The organism is Teichococcus deserti (genome assembly GCF_001982615.1).
Taxonomy (GTDB): domain Bacteria; phylum Pseudomonadota; class Alphaproteobacteria; order Acetobacterales; family Acetobacteraceae; genus Pseudoroseomonas; species Pseudoroseomonas deserti.
In genome coordinates, this window is the sequence record NZ_MLCO01000073.1 from 21,529 (window position 1) to 40,181 (window position 18,653).

The window sequence follows — 18,653 nt, forward strand, 5'->3', positions numbered from 1 at the left end:
AACGCAGGGGAAGCAATGATTTCAGCGCCCTTTCACCTGGCCGGCGAACGCCTGCTGCTCGATCCCGCCGGGGCTCTGTTCTGGCCCGCCCGACATCTGCTGGTGCTGGCCGACCTGCACCTGGAAAAGGGCAGCCACTTCGCCGCCCGCGGCCAGCTGGTGCCGCCCTACGACACGCGCGAGACCCTGGCGCGGCTGCAGCCGCTGCTGCGCCGCTATGCGCCCGCGCATCTGCTGTTCCTGGGGGACTCCTTCCATGACGCCGCCGGCCCGTCGCGGCTGGCCGCGCCCGACCGCCAGGCGCTGCTGACGCTGCTGGCCGGGCGCGAGGTCACCTGGGTGCTGGGCAATCACGACCCGGTCCCGCCCGAGGGCCTGCCCGGCGCCGCGGTGGAGGAATTGAAGCTCGGCCCCCTGACCTTCCGCCACGAGGGCCGCCCCGGCACGGCCGCCGGCTTCGAGCTCAGCGGCCATTTCCATCCCAAGGCGGCGCTGGCGACGCGCTGCGGCCCGGTCGAGCGCCCCTGCTTCCTGGCCGATGCGCGGCGCGTGCTGCTGCCGGCCTTCGGCGCCTATACAGGTGGGCTGGCGATCACCGCGGCGCCGATCGCGGCGCTGTTCCCGCGCGGCGGGCGCGCCTTCCTGCTGGGGCGCGACCGGCTCTACAGCCTGGCCACCGGGCCGATGCGGCAGATGGCCGCCGCCGCCGGGCGCATGGCGCCGATCGGCGCGGCATGACCGCCGCCGCCCCCACGCTGGTCTGGTTCCGCCAGGACCTGCGCCTGGCCGACAACCCGGCGCTGCATGCCGCGGCCGAAGGGCCGATGCTGGCCGTCTATGTGCTGGACGACGCCGCGCACCGGCATGGCGGGGCGAACCGCTGGTGGCTGCATCACAGCCTGGCCGCGCTGGCCAAGGCGCTGGAGGCCCGTGGCGCCGCGCTGCATCTGCTGCATGGCGATGCGGTGGCGGAAATCCCGAAGCTGGCCAAGGCGATCGGGGCGCAGAGCGTGCAGGCCGGGCGGCTCTATGCCCCCTGGGCCCGGGCACGCGACGCCGCGGTGGCCGAGGCGCTGGAGGCCGAGGGCCGCAAGCTGGTTCTGCACACCTCCTCCGTGTTGCTGGAGCCGGATCGGCTGCGCACCGGCCAGGGCAAGCCTTACGCCGTCTACACCCCCTTCGCGCGCGCCATCATGGCGATGGGCGAGCCGCCGCCCGCCATCCCGGCGCCCGGGAAGCTGGCCGGGGTGAAGCCGCCGAAGGGGGGCGTCAGCCTCGGCTCGCTGAAGCTGCTGCCGCACAAGCCGGAGCCCGACTGGGCCGCCGCCTTCCCCGCGATGTGGACCCCGGGCGAGGACGCCGCCCAGGCCCGGCTGGCGGAATTCGCCGGCGAGGACGCGGCCGATTATGCCGACGGCCGCAACACCCCGGGCATCGACGGCACCTCGCGCCTGTCGCCCCGCCTGCACTGGGGCGAGCTGTCGCCGCGCCAGGTCTGGCACGCGGTGGCCGGGCACGGCCAGGATGGCGGCCGACAAACCTGGCTGAAGGAGATCCTGTGGCGGGAGTTTTCCTACCACACGCTGTGGCACCGCCCGCAGTTGCCGGACAAGCCGCTGCGCGCCGAGTTCGAGCAGTTCGGCTGGCAGCCGGATGCGAAGCTGCTGGCGGCCTGGCAGCGCGGCCAGACCGGCTATCCGATCGTCGATGCCGGCATGCGCCAGCTGTGGAAGCATGGCTGGATGCACAACCGGGTGCGGATGATCACCGGCAGCTTCCTGGTCAAGCACCTGCTGCAGCCCTGGCAGGATGGCGCGGCCTGGTTCCTCGACACGCTGGTCGATGGCGACCTCGCCAGCAACAGCCAGAACTGGCAGTGGGTCTCCGGCTGCGGAGTGGATGCGGCGCCGTATTTCCGCATCTTCAACCCGATCCTGCAGGGCCAGAAATTCGACGCCGACGGCGCCTATGTGCGCGATTTCGTCCCCGAGCTGGCGCAGCTGCCCGACAAGTGGCTGCACCAGCCCTGGGCCGCGCCGGAGGCCGTGCTGCGCGGCGCCGGGGTGACGCTCGGCCAGACCTATCCGAAGCCGGTGGTCGACCATGCCGGCGCGCGGGCCCGGGCGCTGGCCGCCTTCGCGGATCTGCGGAGCGGCCGAGAATGACCCCGGGGACAGCGCTGCTGGCGCGGCTGAAGCGCGACTTCAAGGGGCTGCGGGTGGTGGGCGACGTGCATGGCGACGCCCGCGCCTTCGCCGCCGCCGTCGAGGGCGCCGCCGAGAAGCGCTTCTTCGTGCTGCAGCTGGGCGACCTGACCGATCGCGGGCCGGACAATCCCGGCACGCTGCGGCTGGCCTTCGACATGGTCGAGGGCGGCACGGGCCTGTTCATCCTGGGCAACCACGACCACAAGCTGCGCCGGGCGCTGGGCGGCGCCCTGGTGCGCCCCGACCCCGAGGGGCTGGGCGTCACCCTGGCCCAGCTCGACGCCGCCGACGATGGCGACGCGCTGAAGGCCCGCGCCATGGCGGCGATCGGCGCGGCGCCGGCCTGGCTGCGGCTGGGCTCCTGGCTGTTCGTGCATGGCGGCTTCCATCCGCGGATGCTGCGCGAGGCTTCGCCGCCGGATGCCGGCAGCGAGAAGCCCGAGGGGCTGGTGCCGCGCGCGCTGTTCGGCCAGGTGACCAGCCGGACGCGGGCCGACGGCTATCCCGAGCGGCTGCACAACTGGGTGCACCGCATCCCGTCCGGCATCACCGTCTATTGCGGGCATGAGCTGCGCAGCTTGGACGGGCGGCCCTATGTGGCGGTCTCGGCCGCCGGGGGGCGCGCGGTGTTCCTGGACACCGGGGCCGGCAAGGGCGGGCATCTCTCCTGGATGGATCTTCCCTGGTAGTCCTGGCCTGGCAGCTTGCGGCGCGTGACCGGCAGGGCGACACTGGCGTGACAGAAACGCGCCAAGCCTCGGGGGAATGCCGTGCCGATCGCCACCAATATCGAGGATCTGCGCGACATCGCGCGCCGCCGCATCCCGCGCGCCATCTTCGACTATGCCGATCGCGGCTCCTATGACGAGGCGACGCTGCGCGCCAACCGCGAGGATCTGGCCGCGCTGAAGCTGCGCCAGCGGGTGATGGTCGATGTGTCGGAGCGCAGCACGGCCACCACCATGCTGGGCGAGAAGGTCACCATGCCGGTGGCCATCGCGCCCACCGGGCTGACCGGGCTGTTCCATGCCGATGGCGAGATCCATGGCTGCCGCGCGGCGCATGAATTCGGCATTCCTTTCACGCTGTCGACCATGTCGATCTGCTCGATCGAGGATGTGGCTGAGGCGGTGCAGAAGCCGTTCTGGTTCCAGCTCTACGTCATGCGGGACCGCGGCTTCTCGAAGTCGCTGGTGGAGCGGGCGATCGCCGCCAAGTGCTCGGCGCTGGTGCTGACGCTGGACCTGCAGATCCAGGGGCAGCGGCATCGCGACATCAAGAACGGGCTGGCGGTGCCGCCGAAGCTGACGCTGCGCAACGCGCTGGACATCGCCACCAAGCCGCGCTGGGCGATGGAAGTGCTGCGCGGCAAGCGCAAGACTTTTGGTAATCTGACCAACGCGCCCACCGGGGGGTCGGGGCTGACCACGCTGTCGCACTGGATCGCCGGGCAGTTCGATCCGTCGCTGTCCTGGAAGGACGTGGCCTGGATCCGCTCGATCTGGCCGGGGAAGCTGATCCTCAAGGGCGTCTGCGATGTCGACGATGCGCGCATCGCCGCCGAGACGGGCGCCGATGCCATCGTTGTCTCGAACCATGGCGGTCGGCAGCTGGATGGGGCGCCGTCCTCGATCTCGCTGCTGCCGTCGGTGGCGGAGGCGGTGGGCGACCGGACCGAGGTGCTGTTCGATGGCGGGGTGCGGTCCGGCCAGGATGTGATGAAGGCGATGGCGCTGGGGGCCAAGGGCTGCATGATCGGCAAGGCCTGGCTGTATGGCCTGGCGGCCGGCGGGCATGCCGGGGTGACGCAGATGCTGGAGATCATCCGCAAGGAGCTGGATGTCAGCATGGCGCTGACCGGCATCCGCGACGTGCGCGAGATTTCTCCCGACGTGCTGCATGCCCCGCGCCATGGGGATGTCGTGCTGCCGCCCGGCGGCCGCTGAAACAGACAGAAAAAAGATGGGGTCCAGGGGAATTCCTTCCCCTGGCCTTGCTTATTTGTACGCGTTCTTTGGCGTCGGCGTGATTTCGTCGAGGTAGTGCTTCGCCTGCCGGCGCATTTGCTGGAGCTTCGTGGCGTCCATCTTTTCCATGTTGCGCAGTGGCAGGCTCATCCGGGCATTGCCCGACAGCCGCTTGGCGTGGCGCGCGATGAAGTCCCAGTAGAGGAAGTTGAAGGGGCAGGCGTCGTCGCCGGTCTGCGCCTTCACGTCATAGGCGCAGTGGCGGCAGTAGTCGCTCATCCGGTTGATATAGGCGCCGGAAGCCGCGTAGGGCTTGCTGCCGAGCATGCCGCCATCGGCGAAGACGGCCATGCCGTGGGTGTTGGGCAGCTGGACCCATTCATAGGCGTCGGCATAGACCGCCAGGTACCATTCGTTGATGGCCTCCGGCGCGATGCCGGCGAGCAGCGCGAAGTTTCCGGTGACCATCAGGCGCTGGATGTGGTGGGCATGGGCGTGGTCGCGGGTCTGGGCGACGGTCTCGCTGACGCAGCGCATGGGCGTGTCGGCGGTCCAGTAGAAGTCGGGCAGCGGGCGTTCCGCCTCCAGCGCATTGGTGGTGGCATAGTGCGGCATGCGCAGCCAGTAGACGCCGCGGACATATTCGCGCCAGCCGAGGATCTGGCGGATGAAGCCCTCCACCGCGTTCAGGGGGGCGCGGCCGGCGCGGTATTCGGCCTCGGCGGCCTGGCAGATTTCCAGCGGGTCGAGCAGGCCGGCATTCAGCGGCACCGAGAGCAGGCTGTGGAACAGCACCGGCTGGCCGACGGCCATGGCGTCCTGGTAGTCGCCGAATTGCGGCAGTTTCTGTTCCAGGAAGCTTTCGAGGGCGCGCGCGGCGTCCTTGGCGGTCACCGGCCAGTTGAAGGATTCGAGGCCGCCGAAGCGATCGGGGAATTTCCGGGCGACGAGGTCCAGCACCGCCTTCGTCGTTGCATCCGGCGGGAAGGAGGACGGCGCCGGCGGCTCCAGCCCACGCGGCAAGGACCTGCGGTTCTCGGGGTCGAAGTTCCAGGCGCCGCCGGTGGGGGTGCCGTCGGGCTCCATCAGGATGGCGTGGCGGCGGCGCATCTCGCGGTAGAAGAATTCCATCCGCAGCTGCTGGCGGCCCTTGGCCCAGCGGGCGAATTCGGCGCGGGTGCAGAGGAAGCGGTCGTCCTCGCGGATTTCCACCGGGATGCCGGCGGCCTCCTCCCAGCCGCGGATCATCTCCAGCACGCGCCATTCGCCGGGGAAGGTCACGACGATCCGCTCGGGCCTGTGGCGGCGGACTGCGCGCAGCACCTCGCCGGTGAAGCTGCCGGTGTTGTCAGGGTCGTCCAGCGCAACGTGCTCGGCCTGCACGCCACGGGCGCGCAGCGCGGCATTGAAATGGCGCATCACGCTGAAAAGAAATGAAATCTTCTGGCGGTGGTGGCGGACCTGGTCGGCTTCCTCAGCCACCTCCATGCTGAGCACGCGGTCGCGCGCCGGATCGAGGTCGCGCAGGGCGGCGACGTCGCGGCGGCACTGGTCGCCCAGGATGATGCGCAGCACGGTCATGCCCCGGCAGATGGGGGCGCGGCCGGAAAGCGGAAGGCGACGCCGATTTATAACGGCTCCGACTTTTGTGAAGCCTTCGTGTGGCGCCCCGCTGCCCCCGCGACAGCCGGCCGCGGTCGTGCCAGACTGGGGCCATGCGGCAATTGCTCCTGTTGCGGCACGCCAAGTCGTCCTGGGACGACCCCAGCCTGCCGGACCATGCCCGCCCGCTGAACGCGCGCGGCAAACGTGCCGCCATGGCCATGGCCGGCGTCATGCAGGGCCTGGGCCTGGCGCCGGACATCGTGCTGGTGTCCTCGGCGCGGCGCACCCTGCAGACCCTGGAAGCCCTGACCCCGCTGCCCGACGCGCCGATGGTCGAGCCGCTGGACGACCTCTACCTGGCGCCCTGGCAGCGGCTGATCGAGGTGCTGCGGCAGGCGCCGGAGACGGCGCGCAGCCTGCTGCTGATCGGCCACAACCCGGGCATGCACGACCTGGCGCTGGCGCTGGCCGGGCCCGCCGGCATGGCCGGCAAGGCGCCTGGCACGCAGCGCCTCGCCGATGGCTATCCGACCGGCGCCCTGGCGGAATTCGCGGTGGCCAGCCCCTGGTCCGGGCTGCAGCCCGGTGGCGGGCGGCTGGTCCGCTTCGTCGCCCCCAACGACCTGCCCGAAATGGCGGCCTGATCCCGATGCTGATCCTCGAGCTTTCCCTGCCGGCCACGGCCGTGGCCCGGCTGTGGCGGCACGCCGCCATCAGCGAGACGAAGCGCGCCCGCGCGGTCGCCGAGCAATGGCACTGGCTGGACAGCGCCGAGGGCGTGCTGGCCGAGGCCGGGCTGGCGCTGCGGGCGCTGGCCTCGCCGGCCGGGGCGCGGATGCTGCATCCGCTGCGCCCGGAGCCGGGCAGCCTGCCCGGCGCGCCGCCGCCGCCGCCGCGCCTGCTGGAGGGCGAAGCCGCGCCGGCCGAGGCCGGCCAGGCCGCGCTGCATCCGGTGGCGCGCTATGCCGGCAAGCGGATCGAGGCGCGCCATGCCCAGGTGCTGCTGACGCTGGAGCAGGGCAGCCTGCAGGCCGGTGCCGCCGAGCAGGGCTGGTGCCTGCTGCGGCTGCAGGGCGCCGCGCCGCCGGTGCTGGAGCTGGCGCAGTCGCTGGCGGTCGGCCTGCCGCTGCTGCCGGCGACGGCCGGGCTGGACGAGGTGGCGCTGGCGCTGGCTGCCGGCCGGCCGGTGACGCCGCGGCACAAGGGGGCGCCGGATGTCGGCGGGGCGACGACCGTGCCGGAGGCGCTGTCGATCGCCATAGGCCATCTGGCCGGGGTGCTGCTGGCGCAGGCGCCGCAGGCCCGGCCGGAGGCGGGACCGGAGGCGGTGCACCAGCTGCGCGTCGCCGCCCGCCGGCTGCGCTCCTGCCTCAAGGTGTTCCGCAAGGTCGTCGACAACGAGCTGCTGCGGGCGCTGGATGGCGGGCTGCGCGACGCGGCCCGGGCGCTGGGCGCGGCGCGGGAATGGGACGTCTTCCTGGGCGGGCTGGGGCGCGAGCTGACCGCGGCGCTGGGCGGGGAGGAAAAGCGCTGGCAGAAGCTGCTGGACCGCGCGGCGGAGCGGCGGCTGGCCGCCTATGCCTCGGTCGGGGCGATGCTGGCCGGGCCGGAATTCCGCGCGACGCTCTGGCTGGCGCTGCACGCGGCGGCGCGGCCCGAGCTGCTGTCGCCGCCTGCCGCGCCCGAGCCGGCGCCCGATGCCGAGGGCGGGGCCGAGTCGGCGGCCCGCCCCGACTCGCGCCCGCTGCTATCGCTGCGCGACCAGGCGCGGGCGGTGCTGGGCAAGCGCCGGCGCAAGCTGCTGCGCGGCGGCGCCGAGATTGCCGCACTTTCCGATGCCGACCTGCATGCGCTGCGGCTCGAGGCCAAGCGCCTGCGCTACGCCGCAGAGCTCTTCGCCCCGCTCTGGCCGGGCAAGGCGACGAAACGCTTCCTGAAGCGGCTCTCGGCGCTGCAGGAGGCGCTGGGCCTGTCGAACGACACGGTCACGGCGCGGGCGCTGATGGCGACGCTGGCCAGGGCGGAGGACGCCTCCGGCGCGGCGCCGCCCTGGGCGATCGGCCTGGCCGAGGGATGGGCCCTGGCCGCCAGCCGCGGCATGCGCAGCGAGGCGCTGATCGCCTGGAAGGGATTCAGCAAGCTCGACCCGTTCTGGGAGCATGGCTGATGGCGGACCTGCCAGCTTCCTGCAAGTCAGGGTTGCAACGTCCTGTCTCAGTGCTTGAACCGGCTTTTGCCCTCGTCTAACGCTTCGCCGCGTGTTGACCCGTCGCCGCCTCTTCCGCCCCGCCCCCGCCCCACGCCGCTGGTCCGGGGTTGCCCTCGGCAGCCTGCTGACCGTGCTGGCGCTGGCCAGCATCGGGCTCGGCCTGCCGGCCAATCTCTTCGGCTCCGCCCCGCGCGAGCAGGACTGGAACGCCAGCGCCGCGCAGCTGCGCGTGGTGGATGGCGACACGCTGCGCCTGGGCGAGCGGACGCTGCGGCTGGCCGGGGTGGTCTCTCCGGTGCGCGGCCAGACCTGCAGCACGGCCGGCGGCGTCGGCTTCGATTGCGGGGGTGCCGCGGCCGAGGCGCTGGCGCGGCTGGTGCAGAACCGCGACATCGCCTGCCGGGTGCAGGGGCGCGACCGCTTCGGCCGGGCGCTGGGGACCTGCCAGGCCGGCGGCGTCGAGACCAATGCCGCCATGGTCGAGGCCGGCTGGGCGCTGGCCGAGCCGGATGCGGCCCCGCTGGTGGCGGCCGAGCAGGCCGCGCGCGCGGCGAAGCGCGGTCTGTGGTCGAACCAGGCCGGCGCGCCGCCGAGCTGGCAGGCCCGCTTCTGAGTCTTCGACGGTTGGCGGCTGGCTGACCGACGGCGGAAAGCCGTCGTGCGGCCGCGCCGCGAAAACGTCATGTCGCAGCAGGGAAGCGCGCGCCGCCGCCGCCGCCCGCTATGCCCGGCCCGCGCGGCGACCTGACAAAAAGATGCCGGAATGACGGGCGAAGCTGGGGCGGGGCACAGGCTTGGCCGGGCGCGGATGGACAAGATTGGGGCCGCGGCCTAATCTTGCGCTGCATCATAGACGGCGCCTTCATCAATGGCGCCGCCCTCCCCGACAGAGGAAGACGCCATGAGCAGCACGGCCAAAGGGTCCGTCACCGTCACGCTCGACGCCACTGGCAAAAGCGCCAAACTGCCGCTGATCGAGGGTGCCATCGGCCCCGACGTCTTCGACATCCGCAAGCTCTACGGCGAACTGGGCGTCTTCACCTTCGACCCCGGCTATGGTGGCACGGCCGCCTGCGAGAGCGCCATCACCTATATCGATGGCGACGAAGGCATCCTGCTGCATCGCGGCTACCCGATCGAGCAGCTGGCGACCAAGTCCGACTTCCTGGAAGTGTCCTACCTGCTGCTGAACGGCGAGCTGCCGAACGCCAAGCAGCTGAAGGAATTCAGCCACGGCGTCACCATGCACACCATGGTGCATGAGCAGCTGCGCAGCTTCTTCAACGGCTTCCGCCGCGACGCCCATCCGATGGCGATCCTGTGCGGCGTCGTCGGCGCGCTCTCGGCCTTCTACCACGACAGCCTCGACATCAACGATCCGGAGAAGCGCGAGATCAGCGCCTTCCGCCTGATCGCCAAGGTGCCGACGATCGCGGCCTGGGCCTACAAGTATTCCATCGGCCAGCCCTTCATGTACCCGCGGAACGACCTCTCCTACGCGGAGAACTTCCTGTACATGCTGAACGCCGTCCCGGCCGAGGACTGGAAGCCGAACCCGGTGCTGTCGCGCGCCATGGATCGCATCCTGATCCTGCATGCCGACCACGAGCAGAACGCCTCGACCTCGACGGTGCGGCTCGCCGGCTCGACCGGCGCCAACCCCTTCGCCTGCATCGCCGCCGGCATCGCGGCGCTCTGGGGCCCCGCGCATGGCGGCGCCAACGAGGCGGTGCTGAAGATGCTGGCCGAGATCGGCCATGTCGACAACATCCCCGCCTTCATCGAGAAGGTGAAGGACAAGAACTCTGGCGTGAAGCTCATGGGCTTCGGGCACCGCGTCTACAAGAACTTCGACCCGCGCGCGAAGATCATGCAGGCGACCTGCCATGAAGTGCTGGCCGAGCTCGGCATCAAGGACGAGCCGCTGCTCGACCTGGCGGTCGCGCTGGAGAAGATCGCGCTGGAGGACGAGTATTTCGTCAGCCGCAAGCTCTATCCGAACGTCGATTTCTATTCGGGCATCATCCTGAAGGCGATGGGCATCCCGACGCAGATGTTCACCGTGCTCTTCGCGGTGGCGCGGACCGTCGGCTGGGTCAGCCAGTGGAAGGAGATGATCGAGGATCCGTCGCAGCGCATCGGCCGCCCGCGGCAGATCTACACCGGCGCCACCTCGCGCGATATCACGCCGATCGACCAGCGCGGCTGAGCCTGACCGGCGGGGAGCCTCGCGCTCCCCACCCGATCCGCCCCGCCCGGCAGCCGCCTGGCGGGGCGTTTTCGTTTCAGTAACCTCTCAACAGAATCCGCCAAGGCTCTGCGCGGCCGCAAGAATTCTGGCAAGTCCACGGTGCCAGGCCCAGCTAATCAGTGCCCTCTCTCAACCAGGGCGCGCAAGATATCCAGAAGAAAATGCCAAATCGTTGCATTTTCCACTTGCTCACGGATGCGTGATCGTCACTATGACGTATCGTTGGTTGCATAACCGTGATCGGAATTCCTGCGATGAGCGCATCCATCCCCCTGGCATTTGTCCACCACTCGCTGGATGACCTCGTGCGGCGGCGGCTGCGCCAATGGCCGCAGCGCCCGCCCGGCGCGCTGGAAACCTCGAAGCAGCGCGGCACCTGGATGCGCGCCCGCCCCGGCGAGGCCGACACCACCGCCTATCCTTTCCTGAAGCTGCCCGGCTCCAACCGGCTGCGCACCGTGCCGGACGGGCTGTGGCTGCATTTCAGCCACGACCCGACCGACGCCTATGCCGATATCCTCTGCATCGAGGCCTGCTCGACCCTGCAGAACCTGCTGGACAAGCGCTCGCGCTTCGCCCCCTCCACCACCTCGCTGCTGGCGGTCTGCCCGGTCACCTGGCTGACCGCCCCGGTGCAGAGCGGCGACACGCTGCCGCGCTGGAAGCAGATCAGGCTGTTGCGCGCCGAGCCGACCCAGCCCCTGGTGCTGCCGGTGCGCGACGTCCGCGTGCTCTACGGGCTGAAGAGCCGGCAGTATGACGGCTTCGCCCGCCACCAGATGCCGCAGCCGCACGAGTACTTCTGCCCGATGGACGCGCTGATCGACGAGCAGGGGGCGAGCAACCCGGCGATGCAGGCGCTGATCTCGCGCGCCTCGGGGGCGGCGAACTTCATGCTGCTGCCGTGAGGGCCCGGGCGGCGCTGGCGGCGATATGATCCGCGCCGCCCTCGCCGCGGGGCGCCGCGCCGGGCATCCTGGCCGGGATGACGCGACGCCTTGCCATCGACGGCGGCGGGATCGACGTGGCGCTGCCCGGGCTTCCACCGATCCGGCTGGAGCCCGGGGTGCTGGTCACCCTCTTCGTGCTGACCCTGCCGCTCTGGCGCGGGATGCAGGGCGTCAAGCTCGAGGCGCTGGCCTGGGTCTATCCCGGGCTGCTGCTGTCGCTGCTGGCGCATGAGCTGGGCCATGCCTGGGCCGGCCAGCGCTGCGGCCTGACGGCGCGCCGCATCCTGCTGCAGGCCGAGGGCGGCCTGGCCGAGCTGGAAGGCGCCGTCAGCCGCCGCCAGGACCTCTGGATCACCCTGGCAGGCCCGGCCGCCAACCTCGCCCTGGCGGCCCTGTTCCTGGCCGCCCTGGCGCTGTGGCCGGCGCCGCCGCCGGTGCAACTGCCAGTGCAGCTGCCAGGCTTCTCCCGCCCCCTGCCGGGGGCCGCCGGCGCCGCCCCGCTGGCGCTCGCCTGGCTCGGCTGGGGCAATCTGCTGTTCGCAGCGGCCAACCTGCTGCCGGCCTTTCCGCTGGATGGCGGCCGGCTGGCCATGCTGGCCCTGGCGCCGCGGCTGGGGATGGACCGCGCCGCGCGCTGGATCGCCCGCAGCGGGCTGGCGCTGGCCGGGCTGATGGTGCTGGGCTTCCTGGTCAGCCTGGCCGGCGGCGTGCCGCTCTGGCTGCCGCCCGCCTTCGGCCCCAACCGGCAGGTGCTGCGCACGGCCGGACAAGAAAAAAGCCCGCGGCTGGTCGGGTGACCATCCGCAGGCCTTGATCGTCTGCAAACACCCCGCGGCAGCCCGTCCGAAGACAGGCGCGCTGGCGTCCCCTAGGGGATTCGAACCCCTGTTACCGCCGTGAGAGGGCGGTGTCCTAGGCCTCTAGACGAAGGGGACAGAGGCGTCGTGTGAGGGGGCTTCTATCGGCGCGGCGGCCTGCGATCAAGGGGGAGATTTCATTTTTCCGCGCGCGCAACGCTTGCCCGGGTCCTGCTTCGCCTGCGCGATCGCCGCGGCGCGGCGGCCGCTGCGGCAGGCGTCGCTGCAGAAGCGCACCTCGTCCCAGACCGCCGCCCATTTGCGGCGCCAGGCGAAGGGGCGGCCGCAGGCGGCGCAGGGCTTCTGCGGCAGCTCCGGCTTGCGATGCGCCATGCTGTCCCTTCCCCGCCGCGACGAGCCTCCCGGCCGCCGGCTATTCGCCCAGGCGGATCTCGCCCACCTGCCGCGCCGAGCGCGGGTCGATCAGCAGGATGCGGCCGCCATCCGGGCGCTCGACCCAGACCGCCAGGCGGTTGTCGATCACCGCGATCTGGCCGATCCGCGTGCCCGCCGGCTGCCGCAGCGCCAGATCCGTGCTAACGCCGGCCGTCAGCCCGCTGGCGGCCGTGTTCATGCGCTGCACCAGCGCCACCACCAGCCCCACGGTGCCGACGATGATCAGCACCCCCATCACCGAAACCAGTATCTTGAGCCCGCGCACCGAAAACCCCTCTGCTTCCCAGCCCGATCCGGCGGCGACCGCCGCCGATGGCCCCTTCCACATCGCCGTCGCGGCGGAGCAGGCGGGGACGCGGCTGGACCGCCTGCTGGCCGGGGCGATAGGCACGTTGTCGCGTTCCCGCGTCAAGGCGCTGATCGAGGAAGGCCATGTGACGCGCGACGGCACGGTGGTGACGGACCCTTCCGAATCGGCCCGGGCCGGCGCCCGTTACACGCTGTTGCCGCCGCCCCCCGTGGCCGCGGCGCCGCAGGCCCAGGCGATGGACCTGACCATCCTGTTCGAGGACCGCCACCTGATCGTGCTGGACAAGCCCGCCGGGCTGGTCGTGCATCCGGCGCCGGGCAATCTGGACGGCACCCTGGTCAACGCCCTGCTGGCCCATGCCGGCGACGAGCTGACCGGCATCGGCGGCGAGAAGCGGCCGGGCATCGTCCACCGCCTGGACAAGGACACCTCGGGCGTCATGGTGGTGGCCAAGAGCGACACGGCGCATCAGGCGCTGTCCGCCGCCTTCGCAAGCCGCGACCTGGAGCGCGCCTACCTGGCCCTGGTCTGGGGCCTGCCCTCCCCGGGCTCGGGCGAGGTCGATGCGCCGATCGGCCGCCATCCCATGGATCGCAAGCGCATGGCGGTGGTCGCGCGCAACGGCAAGCACGCGCTGACCCGCTATGCCACCGAGCGGGGCTGGGGCGCCGGCTGCGCCCTGGTCCGCTGCAACCTGGCCACCGGGCGGACGCATCAGATCCGCGTGCACATGGCACACATCAACCATCCGCTGGTGGGCGACCCGGTCTATCTTCGCCGCCTGCCCGGCTCGGCCAAAGCGGTGCCGCAGCCGGCCCGCGACGCCCTCCTGGCCTTCCCGCGCCAGGCGCTGCATGCCGAGACGCTGGGCTTCCGCCACCCCGTCACCGGCGAGATGCTGCGCTTCCACGCGCCGCTGCCGCCGGACATGCAGGCGCTGCTCACATTGCTGGACGGTAACCCGTCGTAACCCGACTATTACAGTCGGGATTTTCTTGCGCAACCTTCGAACAAGGGGTAGCGTTTGCCTGTCGCCAACGCCGGGTGCCGACACCATGGCGCGGCCGCCGAGCCTGTCCCTGTCCGTGACTCAGGGGTAGGGCGGCGCGTCAGGGCCCGAACGGAAGCGACCCAGGACCCATGCCGGGGATCGCCGTCACAGGGGCTCCCGGCCGGTGCAGGAGGCAGTTCCAGTTATGGCTTCCACTACTTCGATGATTCCGATGGCCCCCGAGGGCAACCTCTCCCGCTATCTGCAGGAGATCCGCAAGTTCCCGATGCTGTCGCCGGAGGAGGAATTCCGCCTGGCGAAGGATTGGAAGGATCAGGGCAACCAGCAGGCCGCGCATAAGCTCGTGACCTCGCATCTGCGTCTCGTGGCGAAGATCGCCATGGGCTACCGCGGCTACGGCCTGCCGGTGGGCGAGCTCATCAGCGAAGGCAATGTCGGCATGATGCAGGCGGTCCGCCGCTTCGATCCCGACCGGGGCTTCCGCCTGGCCACCTACGCCATGTGGTGGATCCGCGCGGCAATCCAAGAGTACATCCTGCATTCCTGGTCGCTCGTGAAGATGGGCACCACCGCCGCGCAGAAGAAGCTGTTCTTCAACCTGCGCCGGCTGAAGGGGCAGATGGCTGCGCTCGAGGAAGGCGACCTCCAGCCCGAGCAGGTCGAGAAGATCGCCCGCGTGCTGCAGGTTCCCGAGCAGGACGTGGTCTCGATGAACCGCCGCCTGGCCTCGCCGGACAACTCGCTGAACGCGCCGGTGCGCGCCGACAGCGAGGGCGAGTGGCAGGACTGGCTGGTCGACGAGAGCGAGAGCCAGGAAACCGAGATCGCCGACCGGCAGGACATGTCGAACCGCCGGCAACTGCTCGGCGCCGCGCTGAAGACGCTGAACGAGCGGGAACGCCATATCCTGATCGAGCGGCGCCTGAAGGACGAGCCGACGACCCTGGAGGAGCTCTCGCAGCAGTACAACATCTCGCGCGAGCGCGTCCGCCAGATCGAGGTGCGCGCCTTCGAGAAGCTGCAGAAGAGCATGAAGACCCAGATCATGGAGCGGCGCCTGGCGGTCGACTGACCGCCCGGCCTTCCTGCCCCCAGTTCCTGACGAGGCGACGGCGCGGCTCCCACATGGGGGCCGCGCCGTTCTTCATGGCGCCGGATCAGCGCAGCGGGTCGTGCCCCCAGTTCATCAGCGAGTGCCGCCAGCGGCTGTCCTTGACGTCGCCGGAGGGACGCTGCGCCAGGTGGCGGTGCACATAGCCGATGACCTTGCGCATGTCGGCCTTGTCCTGCTCGGTCAGCGCCGCCTTGGCGGTGGCGCGGATCTCCAGGATGCGCTCGCCCATGTGGTGGCCGACCGCCTCCCCTTCCCCGGCCTTGGTGACCTTCTCGCCGCCCTTGGTCATGCCGACCGAGCGGCTGGCCTCGCTGTCCAGCCACTTGCGCAGCCGGGCGGGGGGCATGTTCACCACCCGGCGGAACTCGGCATAGCTGTCGTCGCCATCCTTCTGCGCCGTCATGCCGCCCGCCCCAGCGCCGCCTCGAGCTGCACCTTGGTCATGCGCGACCGGCCGGGGATGTCGCGCTTGCGCGCCTCCGCCATCAGCGATTCCTTGGTGACGCCCTTGCGCGCCGCCGCGGCCTTCCGCGCGGCAGCCGCCGGCTGCCGGCTGAACTGCTTGCCTTTGGCAGTGTCCGCGCGCTTCTTCGCCGTGCTGCGGTCATATTCGGCGTCGGACAGCGTCTCCCGCGCCCGCCGCGGCAGGTAGCGCTCGCCGGTGTCGCCGCTCTTGGCCCCCGACTTGGTGCCCCAGCCCTCGGCCTCCCATTGCCGCAGGTGGTTGTCGCCATCCCGCTTGCCGCGATAGCCGCCGCCGGCCTTCTTGTATTCCTGCACCGCCAGCTGCGCCTTGCGCGCCGACCACTGCCCGGCCTTGCCGCCCTTCTCGCCCTTGGTGACGCGGGCCTTCACCCGGTCCCAGAGGGCCGGATCACTCTTCTGCGCTGCCGCAGCCATGGTTGCTTCTCCCTGTCAGATGTCAGGAAAAAAGCCAGGACGGCAAAGCGGTTTCGGGAAGAGAAGACAGAGGCACGCCAGGGGAATGAATTCCCCTGGACCCCTTCTTCTTTCTGTCAGATTGCCATGCCAGGTGGTGAGGGGACGTGAAACGGCGCGACCGCCAGGACATGAAAAAAGGCGCCCCGCCGGGACGCCCTGATGTGGATGCCGAAGGAGAACTGGTCCCGCAACGGCCGAAGATCAGAAAAAAGATGGGGGTCCGGGGGAATTCCTTCCCCCGGCCTTGCCAATCTTCTCTTCAGCCCGCGAAAGGATCGCTGACCAGGATGGTGTCGTCCCGCTCCGGCGAGGTCGACAACAGGGTCACCGGCGCCTCGACCAGTTCTTCGATGCGCTTCACATACTTGATGGCGGTGGCCGGCAGCTGCGCCCAGGAGCGGGCGCCGCGGGTGGACTGGGTCCAGCCTTCCAGCGTCTCGTAGATCGGCTTCGCCTTGGCCTGGGCCGCGGCGGCGGAGGGCAGGCGCTTGAACACCTCGCCGTCGATCTCGTAGCCGGTGCAGATCTTCAGCTCGGTCAGGCCGTCCAGCACGTCGAGCTTGGTCAGCACCAGGCCCTGCACGCCGCCGACCTTCACCGCCTGGCGCACCAGGCAGGCGTCGAACCAGCCGCAGCGGCGCGGCCGGCCGGTGACGGTGCCGAATTCGTGGCCGACCTCGCCCAGGCGCTTGCCGATGTCGTCCTTCAGCTCGGTCGGGAAGGGGCCAGAGCCGACGCGGGTGGTGTAGGCCTTGGCGATGCCCAGCACCATGCCGATGCCATGCGGGCCGACGCCGGCGCCGGCGGCGGCATTGCCGGCCACCGTGTTCGACGAGGTGACGAAGGGATAGGTGCCGTGGTCGACGTCCAGCATCACCGCCTGGGCGCCCTCGAAGAGCACGCGCTTGCCGGAATGGCGGGCCTCGTCCAGGCGCTCCCACACCGCCTCGGCGAAGGGCAGCAGCTGCGGCGCCAGGGCCAGCAGCCTGTCCAGCAGGTCCTGCTTCTCGAAGGTGGGCGCGCCCAGGCCCTTCAGCAGGGTGTTGTGGTGCAGCAGCAGCTCGTCGAGCTTGGCCGACAGCGTCTCCGGCTCGGCCAGGTCGCAGAGGCGGATGGCGCGGCGGGCGACCTTGTCCTCATAGGCCGGGCCGATGCCGCGGCCGGTGGTGCCGATCTTGGCCTCGCCGCGGGCCTCTTCGCGCGCCTTGTCGATCGCCGGGTGCAGCGGCAGGATCAGCGGCGTGTTCTCGGCGATGCGCAGGTTGTGCGGGCCGACATCCAGGCCCTGGGCGCGCACCTTGGCGATCTCGGACAGCAGCGCGTCCGGGTCCAGCACGACGCCGTTGCCGATGATGCCGAGCTTGCCGCGCACCACGCCCGAGGGCAGCAGCGACAGCTTGTAGGTCTGGTTGCCCACGACGAGGGTGTGGCCGGCATTGTGGCCACCCTGGAAGCGGACGACGATGTCCGCCCGGCTGGCCAGCCAGTCGACGACCTTGCCCTTGCCTTCGTCGCCCCACTGGGCGCCGATCACGGCGACATTGGCCATGGCTACGCAATCTCCTCGATCGGCGCGGCAAGTTCTCCGCGCAGGATGTGGCCGCAGCGCAGGCGCTGCGGCGTGTCGGCGGCCGAAAGCGCCGCCACCGTGATGAAACCTTGCGCCCTGAGGCGCGCCGCCGCCACCGGATCGGTGCCGAGCGGAATGAAGACGCGGGCGGCGGGCGCCGCCGCCGGGGCTGCCCGGCGCAGCGCGTCCGGATAGAGGGTCATGCCCGTCGCCGCTTCCTCGCCCGAGCGGTAGCGGCCGCCGCGGGCCAGCTCGCCGGCGCTGCCGGGGCCATAGAGGGTGAAGGCGACGCCCACATGGTACTGCAGGCCGCGGAACTCGACCGGGTCCAGGGTGATGCGCAGCTCGGGCGCGCGGGCGCGGATGGCGGCGATCACGGCGGCGGCGTTGTCGGCGATGGCGCGGGCGGCGGGCGGCAGCTCGGCGGCTTCCAGCGCGGCGAGCGCCCCGTCGGCGGGGCCGGCCGCGGTCAGCAGCGCGGTCAGCCGGTTGGCCGGCGGCCCGGCGATGGCGGCGAGCTCGCGCACCGCGGCGGCATCCTTGCGGTCGAGGGCGCGGGCCAGGCGCAGCCGCTGCTCGCCCAGCACGCCGGCGGCGTCCAGCAGGGCCGGCGCCATGGTCGGCAGGGTGATGTCCAGGCTGGGCCGGGCGATGCCGATGGCGGCCAGCGCCTCGACCGCCAGCAGCGCGACCTCGGCATCGGCCTCGGGGCTGTCGGGGCCGATCAGCTCGATGCCGGTCTGCGGGATCTGCCGCTCGGGCGCCAGCTGGGTGCCGCGGATGCGCAGGGCCTGGCCGGAATAGGACAGGCGCAGCGGGCGGGCGACATCGGCCAGCCGGGTCGCGGCGATGCGGGCGACCTGCGGCGTGGTGTCGGCGCGCAGGCCCAGCATGCGGTGGCTGTCGGGATCCATCAGCCGGAAGGTCTGGTCGGCCACCGCATGGCCGGACCCGGCCAGCAGCGAATCCTCGAATTCCAGCAGCGGCGGCTTGACCCGCTCATAGCCATGGCCGGCGAAGACCGCGAGCATCGCCTCGACCAGCGCCGCCTCATGCGCCGCCTCGGGCGGCAGCAGGTCGGTCAGGCCGGAAGGCAGCAGCGCGGGATTGGGCAGGTCTTCGGTCATGCGTCCAGGGCCAGGGTGCCGGGCTGGTGCCGGGCTTGGAGCGCCGCGGCGGTGCGACGGCAAACGGGGCGGTGTGTGGCAGCGCTGGCGCCGCGGGGCAAGGGCGGATCGCGCAGGCGGGGCATGACCGCGGCGG

19 protein-coding genes and 1 tRNA gene are annotated in these 18,653 nt (G+C 71.2%); 12 read left to right on the forward strand and 8 right to left on the reverse strand.

What is annotated here, in order from left to right; all coding sequences use genetic code 11:
* Positions 1-15: 15 nt before the first annotated feature.
* The 4 genes from pdeM (at position 16) to BKE38_RS09375 (ending at position 4,153) form a co-directional block, all read left to right on the forward strand.
* Positions 16-738: a ligase-associated DNA damage response endonuclease PdeM gene (pdeM, locus tag BKE38_RS09360; RefSeq protein ID WP_076957054.1), complete on the forward strand. Its 723-nt coding sequence runs from the start codon at positions 16-18 to the stop codon at positions 736-738.
* On the forward strand, positions 735-2,165 hold the full coding sequence (locus BKE38_RS09365; protein WP_076957055.1) for a cryptochrome/photolyase family protein: 1,431 nt from the start codon (positions 735-737) through the stop codon (positions 2,163-2,165). The genes pdeM and BKE38_RS09365 overlap by 4 nt, the downstream gene beginning before the upstream one ends.
* Positions 2,162-2,896, forward strand: coding sequence for a metallophosphoesterase (locus BKE38_RS09370; RefSeq protein WP_076957056.1), 735 nt, complete (start codon positions 2,162-2,164; stop codon positions 2,894-2,896). The genes BKE38_RS09365 and BKE38_RS09370 overlap by 4 nt, the downstream gene beginning before the upstream one ends.
* 81 nt (positions 2,897-2,977) lie before the next feature.
* Positions 2,978-4,153, forward strand: coding sequence for an alpha-hydroxy acid oxidase (locus tag BKE38_RS09375; RefSeq protein WP_076957057.1), 1,176 nt, complete (start codon positions 2,978-2,980; stop codon positions 4,151-4,153).
* Between the two features lie 51 nt (positions 4,154-4,204).
* Here BKE38_RS09375 and BKE38_RS09380 read toward each other — a convergent pair whose 3' ends face one another.
* Positions 4,205-5,755: a cryptochrome/photolyase family protein gene (locus BKE38_RS09380; protein WP_083747415.1), complete on the reverse strand. Its 1,551-nt coding sequence runs from the start codon at positions 5,753-5,755 to the stop codon at positions 4,205-4,207.
* Positions 5,756-5,889: 134 nt separating this feature from the next.
* On the opposite strand from BKE38_RS09380, the gene BKE38_RS09385 reads away from it, so the two are divergent.
* The 6 genes from BKE38_RS09385 to BKE38_RS09410 all read left to right on the forward strand — a co-directional run bounded on the left by BKE38_RS09385 (position 5,890) and on the right by BKE38_RS09410 (position 11,986).
* Positions 5,890-6,423 (forward strand): SixA phosphatase family protein, encoded by a 534-nt coding sequence (locus BKE38_RS09385; RefSeq protein WP_076957058.1) that lies wholly within the window; start codon positions 5,890-5,892, stop codon positions 6,421-6,423.
* Positions 6,424-6,428: 5 nt separating this feature from the next.
* Positions 6,429-7,946, forward strand: coding sequence for a CYTH and CHAD domain-containing protein (locus BKE38_RS09390; RefSeq protein WP_076957059.1), 1,518 nt, complete (start codon positions 6,429-6,431; stop codon positions 7,944-7,946).
* 94 nt (positions 7,947-8,040) lie between these two features.
* Positions 8,041-8,601, forward strand: a complete 561-nt coding sequence (locus BKE38_RS09395; protein WP_165694152.1) for a thermonuclease family protein — start codon at positions 8,041-8,043, stop codon at positions 8,599-8,601.
* 288 nt (positions 8,602-8,889) lie between these two features.
* Positions 8,890-10,197: a citrate synthase gene (gene gltA / locus BKE38_RS09400; protein ID WP_076957061.1), complete on the forward strand. Its 1,308-nt coding sequence runs from the start codon at positions 8,890-8,892 to the stop codon at positions 10,195-10,197.
* Positions 10,198-10,493: 296 nt separating this feature from the next.
* A complete protein-coding gene (locus BKE38_RS09405; RefSeq protein WP_076957062.1) occupies positions 10,494-11,147 on the forward strand; it encodes a hypothetical protein in 654 nt (217 codons plus the stop codon).
* Between the two features lie 77 nt (positions 11,148-11,224).
* On the forward strand, positions 11,225-11,986 hold the full coding sequence (locus BKE38_RS09410; RefSeq protein WP_076957063.1) for a M50 family metallopeptidase: 762 nt from the start codon (positions 11,225-11,227) through the stop codon (positions 11,984-11,986).
* A gap of 62 nt (positions 11,987-12,048) precedes the next feature.
* Here BKE38_RS09410 and BKE38_RS09415 read toward each other — a convergent pair.
* The 3 genes from BKE38_RS09415 to BKE38_RS09425 all read right to left on the reverse strand — a co-directional run bounded on the left by BKE38_RS09415 (position 12,049) and on the right by BKE38_RS09425 (position 12,707).
* Positions 12,049-12,124 (reverse strand) — tRNA-Glu (locus BKE38_RS09415).
* Between the two features lie 45 nt (positions 12,125-12,169).
* Entirely contained in the window at positions 12,170-12,379 is a 210-nt protein-coding gene (locus tag BKE38_RS09420; RefSeq protein WP_076957064.1) for a DUF2256 domain-containing protein, read from the reverse strand.
* A 40-nt stretch (positions 12,380-12,419) separates the two neighbouring features.
* Entirely contained in the window at positions 12,420-12,707 is a 288-nt protein-coding gene (locus tag BKE38_RS09425; RefSeq protein ID WP_083747418.1) for a DUF6476 family protein, read from the reverse strand.
* On the opposite strand from BKE38_RS09425, the gene BKE38_RS09430 reads away from it, so the two are divergent.
* Entirely contained in the window at positions 12,694-13,722 is a 1,029-nt protein-coding gene (locus tag BKE38_RS09430; protein WP_242662299.1) for an RluA family pseudouridine synthase, read from the forward strand. The two genes, BKE38_RS09425 and BKE38_RS09430, sit on opposite strands and share 14 nt — an antisense overlap.
* Before the next feature lie 226 nt (positions 13,723-13,948).
* The gene (rpoH, locus tag BKE38_RS09435) at positions 13,949-14,836 is read left to right on the forward strand and encodes an RNA polymerase sigma factor RpoH (protein WP_076957066.1); all 888 of its coding nucleotides are present in this window, start codon (positions 13,949-13,951) and stop codon (positions 14,834-14,836) included.
* Positions 14,837-14,921: 85 nt separating this feature from the next.
* Here the strand turns inward: rpoH and BKE38_RS09440 are convergent, their stop codons facing one another.
* The 4 genes from BKE38_RS09440 to BKE38_RS09455 all read right to left on the reverse strand — a co-directional run bounded on the left by BKE38_RS09440 (position 14,922) and on the right by BKE38_RS09455 (position 18,517).
* The gene (locus BKE38_RS09440) at positions 14,922-15,281 is read right to left on the reverse strand and encodes a DUF3140 domain-containing protein (RefSeq protein WP_076957067.1); all 360 of its coding nucleotides are present in this window, start codon (positions 15,279-15,281) and stop codon (positions 14,922-14,924) included.
* Positions 15,278-15,778, reverse strand: coding sequence for a hypothetical protein (locus BKE38_RS09445; protein WP_076957068.1), 501 nt, complete (start codon positions 15,776-15,778; stop codon positions 15,278-15,280). Before BKE38_RS09445 ends, BKE38_RS09440 begins: the two co-directional genes overlap by 4 nt.
* Before the next feature lie 301 nt (positions 15,779-16,079).
* The gene (locus BKE38_RS09450; protein ID WP_076957069.1) at positions 16,080-17,369 is read right to left on the reverse strand and encodes an adenylosuccinate synthase; all 1,290 of its coding nucleotides are present in this window, start codon (positions 17,367-17,369) and stop codon (positions 16,080-16,082) included.
* A 2-nt stretch (positions 17,370-17,371) separates the two neighbouring features.
* Positions 17,372-18,517: an ATP phosphoribosyltransferase regulatory subunit gene (locus tag BKE38_RS09455; protein ID WP_076957070.1), complete on the reverse strand. Its 1,146-nt coding sequence runs from the start codon at positions 18,515-18,517 to the stop codon at positions 17,372-17,374.
* Positions 18,518-18,653: the final 136 nt, after the last annotated feature.

What these genes read in the sequence shown, in the direction of transcription:
- BKE38_RS09455 (WP_076957070.1), bottom strand. Translation starts at nt 18,517, where the DNA reads ATGACCGAAGACCTGCCCAATCCCGCGCTGCTGCCTTCCGGCCTGACC.
- gltA (WP_076957061.1), top strand. Translation starts at nt 8,890, where the DNA reads ATGAGCAGCACGGCCAAAGGGTCCGTCACCGTCACGCTCGACGCCACT.
- BKE38_RS09450 (WP_076957069.1), bottom strand. Translation starts at nt 17,369, where the DNA reads ATGGCCAATGTCGCCGTGATCGGCGCCCAGTGGGGCGACGAAGGCAAG.
- pdeM (WP_076957054.1), top strand. Translation starts at nt 16, where the DNA reads ATGATTTCAGCGCCCTTTCACCTGGCCGGCGAACGCCTGCTGCTCGAT.
- BKE38_RS09420 (WP_076957064.1), bottom strand. Translation starts at nt 12,379, where the DNA reads ATGGCGCATCGCAAGCCGGAGCTGCCGCAGAAGCCCTGCGCCGCCTGC.
- BKE38_RS09380 (WP_083747415.1), bottom strand. Translation starts at nt 5,755, where the DNA reads ATGACCGTGCTGCGCATCATCCTGGGCGACCAGTGCCGCCGCGACGTC.
- BKE38_RS09365 (WP_076957055.1), top strand. Translation starts at nt 735, where the DNA reads ATGACCGCCGCCGCCCCCACGCTGGTCTGGTTCCGCCAGGACCTGCGC.
- BKE38_RS09390 (WP_076957059.1), top strand. Translation starts at nt 6,429, where the DNA reads ATGCTGATCCTCGAGCTTTCCCTGCCGGCCACGGCCGTGGCCCGGCTG.
- BKE38_RS09405 (WP_076957062.1), top strand. Translation starts at nt 10,494, where the DNA reads ATGAGCGCATCCATCCCCCTGGCATTTGTCCACCACTCGCTGGATGAC.
- BKE38_RS09445 (WP_076957068.1), bottom strand. Translation starts at nt 15,778, where the DNA reads ATGGCTGCGGCAGCGCAGAAGAGTGATCCGGCCCTCTGGGACCGGGTG.
- BKE38_RS09440 (WP_076957067.1), bottom strand. Translation starts at nt 15,281, where the DNA reads ATGACGGCGCAGAAGGATGGCGACGACAGCTATGCCGAGTTCCGCCGG.
- rpoH (WP_076957066.1), top strand. Translation starts at nt 13,949, where the DNA reads ATGGCTTCCACTACTTCGATGATTCCGATGGCCCCCGAGGGCAACCTC.
- BKE38_RS09385 (WP_076957058.1), top strand. Translation starts at nt 5,890, where the DNA reads ATGCGGCAATTGCTCCTGTTGCGGCACGCCAAGTCGTCCTGGGACGAC.
- BKE38_RS09370 (WP_076957056.1), top strand. Translation starts at nt 2,162, where the DNA reads ATGACCCCGGGGACAGCGCTGCTGGCGCGGCTGAAGCGCGACTTCAAG.
- BKE38_RS09410 (WP_076957063.1), top strand. Translation starts at nt 11,225, where the DNA reads ATGACGCGACGCCTTGCCATCGACGGCGGCGGGATCGACGTGGCGCTG.